Below are 5,674 nucleotides of genomic sequence, written 5' to 3'. Positions count from 1 at the left end.
AAAAAAATACTGGCTATGGAATGTCAAAACAGGTTTAACAAATCATTAACACCTCGAAGCTAAATTTAAAAGTTGAATAAAAATAAAGGGCTGTATAAAGACAGGTGTGCTACCAGACCTGTTATACAGCCCATCTCGTATGGCTTTGTATACCTTACTTCAGGTCAAACCTGTCAAGGTTCATCACTTTGTCCCAGACTTTTACAAAGTCCTTAATGAAGCGCTCCTGCGCATCTGAACAGGCGTAGACTTCTGCAAACGCTCTGAGTTCAGAATTTGAACCAAAGATCAGGTCTGTTCGTGTGCCTGTCCACTTCACTTCACCGGTTTTACGGTCACGGCCTTCAAACTCATACTGGGCATCTGAGGTACCTCTCCAGGTAGTGCCCATATCCAGCAGGTTTAAAAAGAAGTCATTAGTAAGCGCTTCCGGGCGTTTAGTGAACACTCCATGCTTAGAATGATCATAATTGGTGTTTAGTACCCTCATGCCACCATAGAGAACGGTCAATTCTGGAGCCGTAAGTGACATCAGTTGTGCCCTGTCTATTAACATTTCTTCTGCTGATGCAGATACTCTGCTGTCGTTTCTAAGATAATTGCGGAATGCATCAGCATTGGGCTCAAGAATAGAAAATGCTTCTACGTCTGTCTGCTCCTGGGAAGCATCTGTACGTCCGGGAGCAAAAGGCACTGTAATATCCTGTCCGGCGCTTTTTGCAGCCTTTTCGATACCTGCACATCCTCCCAGCACGATCAGGTCAGCGAGGGAAACCTTTTTGTTACCAGATTGTGCCTGATTAAATGCCTGCTGTATCCCCTCCAATGTTTTAAGCACTGTGGCCAACTCAGTAGGGCTGTTCACTTCCCAGTCCTTTTGCGGAGCAAGACGAATGCGTGCACCATTGGCCCCACCACGTTTGTCAGAGTCACGATAGGTAGAGGCTGAGGCCCAGGCAGTGGTTACCAGTTGAGAAACTGACAGGCCGGAATCCAGCAATTTGCTTTTGAGATCGGCTATATCTTTATCATTGATCAACTCATGGTCAACGGCGGGAACGGGGTCTTGCCAGATCAATTCCTCTTCCGGCACCTCAGGACCCAGATAACGCGAAAGAGGTCCCATATCACGGTGGGTCAGCTTATACCATGCCCTTGCGAAAGCATCGGCAAACTCGTCAGGGTTTTCATAGAAGCGCCTTGATATTTTTTCATAGGCAGGATCCATTCGTAAGGAAAGGTCGGTAGTGAGCATGAATGGTGCGTGTTTTTTAGAAGGGTCATGCGCGTCGGGGATTGTACCCGCTCCGGCTCCATTCTTTGGCCTGTACTGGTGTGCTCCGGCCGGGCTCTTGGTTAACTCCCAGTCGTATTTGAACAGGTTCTCAAAGAAACTGTTGCTCCATTGTGTCGGAGTAGCCGTCCAGGCTCCTTCCAGGCCACTGGTGATGGTGTCTCCGGCATTACCTTTACCAAAAGTATTCTTCCAGCCCAGGCCTTGTTCTTCGATACTGGCACCCGCCGGCTCTTTGCCCACATATTCACCGGGGTCGGCAGCACCATGAGTTTTACCAAATGTGTGCCCTCCGGCTATCAATGCTACTGTTTCTTCATCATTCATAGCCATACGCCCAAAGGTTTCGCGGATGTGGTGCGCCGCTTCAACCGGATCAGGGTTACCGTTGGGGCCTTCGGGATTTACATAGATCAGACCCATGTGCGAGGCTGCAAGAGGATTTTCCAGTACATCTCCGGCGTGACGTTCCTTATTGCCAAGCCACTCTCCTTCCGAACCCCAGTAGATATCTTCCTCCGGCTCCCACACGTCTTCACGTCCTCCGGCAAAGCCAAAGGTTTCGAATCCCATAGACTCAAGAGCACAGTTACCTGCGAGGATCATCAGGTCGGCCCAGGAGATCTTTTTGCCATATTTTTGTTTGATTGGCCAAAGCAGCAGACGTGCTTTATCGAGGTTAGCATTGTCAGGCCAACTGTTAAGGGGTGCAAAACGCTGCGAGCCTGAGCCCGCTCCACCACGGCCATCTGCTATACGGTAAGTACCGGCACTGTGCCAGGCCATGCGAATAAAGAACGGACCATAATGTCCGTAATCTGCAGGCCACCATTCCTGGGAGTCGGTCATTAAATCATAGAGGTCTTGCTTTACAGCTTTCAGGTCGAGGCTTTTAAATTCTTCTGCATAGTTGAAGTCTTCTCCCATAGGATTAGACAAGGAAGAGTGCTGGTGCAAAATTTTCAGGTTCAACTGATTGGGCCACCAGTCGCGATTGGAGGTACCATGACCGGCAGTGAACTTGACAGCCCCGCTCATAAAAGGGCATGTCTTCTTTGATTCATTTGTGTCCCAAACCGGGCTGTCAGTGGCTACATTTCTGTTTTTTTCGTTTTCCATATTGATAAAGTTTTGAGGTTAGAGGTCATAAACCATAGCACTAAGAGGGTTGTCGACAATACTTAGTAATTCATTAGTTAAATATACCCTTTTATAGGCCCGGGAGCCAGTTTTATTGATTCTAAAAAACTATACCATTATAGACAAAAGCTATACCTGCAATGTGTTTATCAATAATGGTAAGGGGATCTACTACCCTATTCTCCTCATTTTGATTAATTTGCGCCAATGCCTACCGCAGATATTATACTTATTATATTGAGTGGCCTTGGAGTTGTCCACGGATTGTTCCTGGCTGTTTTCTTATGGACATATCCGAAAGGCAATACATTGGCCAATAAACTGCTCGGACTATTGCTGATCGTTTTGTCATTCAGAATTGGCAAATCAGTCTTTCTGGAGTTTACAGAAAATCTTGATGTCAAATTTATCTTTACAGGATTGGGCTCCATTTTCGCCCTCGGGCCTTTGGTTTACTTGTTTGTTCTGTCGTGTAGCCGCAAGGATTTTAAGCTCAGGCCTGTACATATGCTACATTTCATTCCTCTTCCTATAGCCATTGGCTTTGGCCTGTGGATAGAAGAAAGCCATCTGACCGTGTTACCTATGGCATTTTTTGTTTCTGCCTTTGTAGCCTATTATCTGCACTTTCTGGCATATCTCGTCATAAGCTATTATTATGCATCAAAGCAAAGAAAAGAAGGGCTTGATGCTGAGGTCTTTCAATTTCTGAGGTTATTGTTTCTTGGCCTCCTGATCATCTGGGTGGTTTATGTGCTTAACCTGTTTGATGAACAAGTACCTTATATTATAGGACCGGTATTGTATTCCATCGTAGCCTATACCGTCAGTTTTATTGTTATCCGCAAAGGATACATGCAGAAAATAAACCATGCCAAATACCAGACCACTGCTCTTTCTGATGAGCAGTGTGAAGAGCTGTACGCCAAGGTTATGCATTTGATGAATGAGCAGGCTTTTTACAAGCAGGCAGACCTTAGCCTGAAATCATTGAGCGACCGGCTGAAGGTAAGTACCCAGGTACTGTCTATGGTAATCAACAAAAGCAGCCAAAGGAATTTCAACAGCTTCATTAATAATTTCAGGATCACAGAGGCCGCAAACATGCTTGGCAATGAAAAGTATGCCCATCACACTATCGCTGCCATAGCGTATGATGTAGGTTTCAACAGTATCTCCAGCTTTAATACTGCCTTTAAAAAGCAAACCGGCAAAACGCCTTTAACTTACCGGAAAGAGGTATTGAAATGATCTTTTAATCTTTCGAAATGATCATTTTGAAAGACTTTGTCCTCACATAAAGCCTCATTTGCTAAAAAAATAGCAAATATTATGTCAAGGAAGAAACGAATCATTAAGAGAGCATTAATAGTTTTTACAGGTTTGATTGTGGCAGTTGTTGGTTTTGGATACTGGTTTATGAGCCTGCTCCATCCTATTGACTCTGCACTTTTAAATATGGAGTCCACCACTCCCGGCGACCTGTCTTATGTTATGAAAAACAGGCCTCCATATCGTGGTAAGATACTGGCCGTGGTTACCAGTTGTGGTACCATGGGTGAAAGCGGGAAGGCAACAGGCTATGAAATGTCGGAACTGGCCCGAGCCTACTATGTATTTGTGGCCAATGGGTTTGAGGTAGATGTGGCAAGCCCTGCAGGTGGGAAACCTCCCGTGGTAATTGATGATGAAGATATGGGCAGGTTTGACCATGCCTTTTTGAATGATACCGTTGCCCAAAACAAGGTCAGCAATACTCTTCCCATGCAGGATGTTAATCCGGATGATTATGAGGCGATCTACTTTGTAGGCGGTAAAGGAACCTTGTTTGATTTTCCTCAAAACCAGCACATACAATCCATTGTGCGCCAGTACCATGAAGAGGGAAAAGTGGTTGGTGCCGTATGCCATGGGCCGGCGGCGCTGGTCAACGTGAAATTAAACAATGGACATTATCTTTTGAGAGGAAGGTCTGTAAGTGCTTTTACCAATCAGGAAGAGCTTTTCCTGATCAAAGATGCACGGTCAATATTTCCGTTTCTGCTTCAGGATAAATTGATAGAAAATGGTGCCGATTTCAAGGAAGGATACATGTACCTGGAGCAGGTTGTGAAGGACGGGAACCTCATAACCGGCCAAAACCCATGGTCGACCTGGGCTGTGGCAGAAGCCATGGTAGGCCAGTTGGGCTATGCCCCCAAGCACCGGAATAAAACAGGAGAAGAGCTCTCAGTTGAAGTGCTGGAAACTTTTGAAGTACATGGGTATGATCATGCCATAGCGCTTATTGACCACTTTAGTGCTGCAGAGCAGGCGCCTTTAAGCCGGGAACTTCTTGCCGTGCACAGCATTTTGGCCGCTATGCAATGGGATGTGGTAAAGGCGGTTAAAATTATTGGGCTTTTGAAATACGCTAAATCAGTAGGCAGTAGGCAAAGGCAGTAGGCAACAAAACGAGTCCTCAAAGGTGCCGAGCCCTCTCCTCTGCCAGAAACTCGTCCCGGAAGTAGTCAGGAAAAGTAGGCAATCGGCAAAGGCAATAGGCAAACTGGGCGAAATTTTGACTTTGCAAAATATTCAGTTTCTGTTTTTAACCGTGCAGGCATACAGTAACAAATAAAACAAACACCTGTATAATTTCATGATTTTCGAAGTGTAGCGGAGCCCCTAACACGTCACCCCAAACGCAGCGCAGCGGAGATTTGGGGTCTCCTGATTGAGTGTGATGAAAGAAGTTTAAGCAGAAACCACGGGCAGAGAGGCTAATAGTGACTCGGTATGCTGTATTAGGTTCAGGCTGTGCTCCGGATCAAGGAGATCCCTGATATTTTCAACTCATGCAGCGATGAAATAGCCTTCAACTAAGAAAATTCAAGGGATGACGGTTTTGAGAGTGGGTGATGTCAGCGAATGCAATTCTGCTTCTAAAGACGCCGATTCCTCTGCGAGAGACATTGGCTGGGAAGCAGTAAAGTAGGCAATCGGCAAAGGCAGTAGGCAAGCTGTGCGAAAATTTGGACATGGCAAAAAATTCAATTTCTGTTTTAACCGCGCGGGTATGCAGTAAAAAACAAACACCGGCATAATTTCGTGATTTTCGAAGTGTAAGCGGAGCCCCTAACACGTCACCCCAAACGCAGCGCAGCGGAGATTTGGGGTCTCCTGATTGAGTGTGATGAAAGAAGTTTAAGCAGAAACCACGGGCAGAGAGGCTAATAGTGACTCGGTATGCTGTATTAG

Annotated in this window: 4 protein-coding genes; 2 read left to right on the top strand and 2 right to left on the bottom strand. The window is 45.9% G+C overall.

What is annotated here, in order from left to right:
- Positions 1-154 precede the first annotated feature (154 nt).
- Positions 155-2,413 carry a catalase/peroxidase HPI gene (katG, locus tag E1163_RS02920; RefSeq protein ID WP_155169283.1) on the bottom strand — a complete coding sequence of 753 codons (2,259 nt, stop codon included), beginning with the start codon at positions 2,411-2,413 and terminating at the stop codon, positions 155-157.
- 228 nt (positions 2,414-2,641) lie between these two features.
- Between katG and E1163_RS02915 the strand changes: the two genes are divergently transcribed.
- The gene (locus tag E1163_RS02915) at positions 2,642-3,685 is read left to right on the top strand and encodes a helix-turn-helix domain-containing protein (protein ID WP_155169281.1); all 1,044 of its coding nucleotides are present in this window, start codon (positions 2,642-2,644) and stop codon (positions 3,683-3,685) included.
- An 81-nt stretch (positions 3,686-3,766) separates the two neighbouring features.
- Positions 3,767-4,879, top strand: a complete 1,113-nt coding sequence (locus E1163_RS02910) for a type 1 glutamine amidotransferase domain-containing protein (RefSeq protein ID WP_155169279.1) — start codon at positions 3,767-3,769, stop codon at positions 4,877-4,879.
- A gap of 412 nt (positions 4,880-5,291) precedes the next feature.
- Here the strand turns inward: E1163_RS02910 and E1163_RS30915 are convergent.
- Positions 5,292-5,674: hypothetical protein (locus E1163_RS30915; RefSeq protein ID WP_221417919.1), on the bottom strand; the 383-nt coding region annotated here is incomplete at its 5' end.

The organism is Fulvivirga kasyanovii (assembly GCF_009711405.1).
Classification (GTDB): Bacteria; Bacteroidota; Bacteroidia; order Cytophagales; family Cyclobacteriaceae; genus Fulvivirga; species Fulvivirga kasyanovii.
The sequence above is the reverse complement of the archived record's forward strand: the minus strand, read 5'-3'. Positions and strand labels throughout refer to the sequence as shown.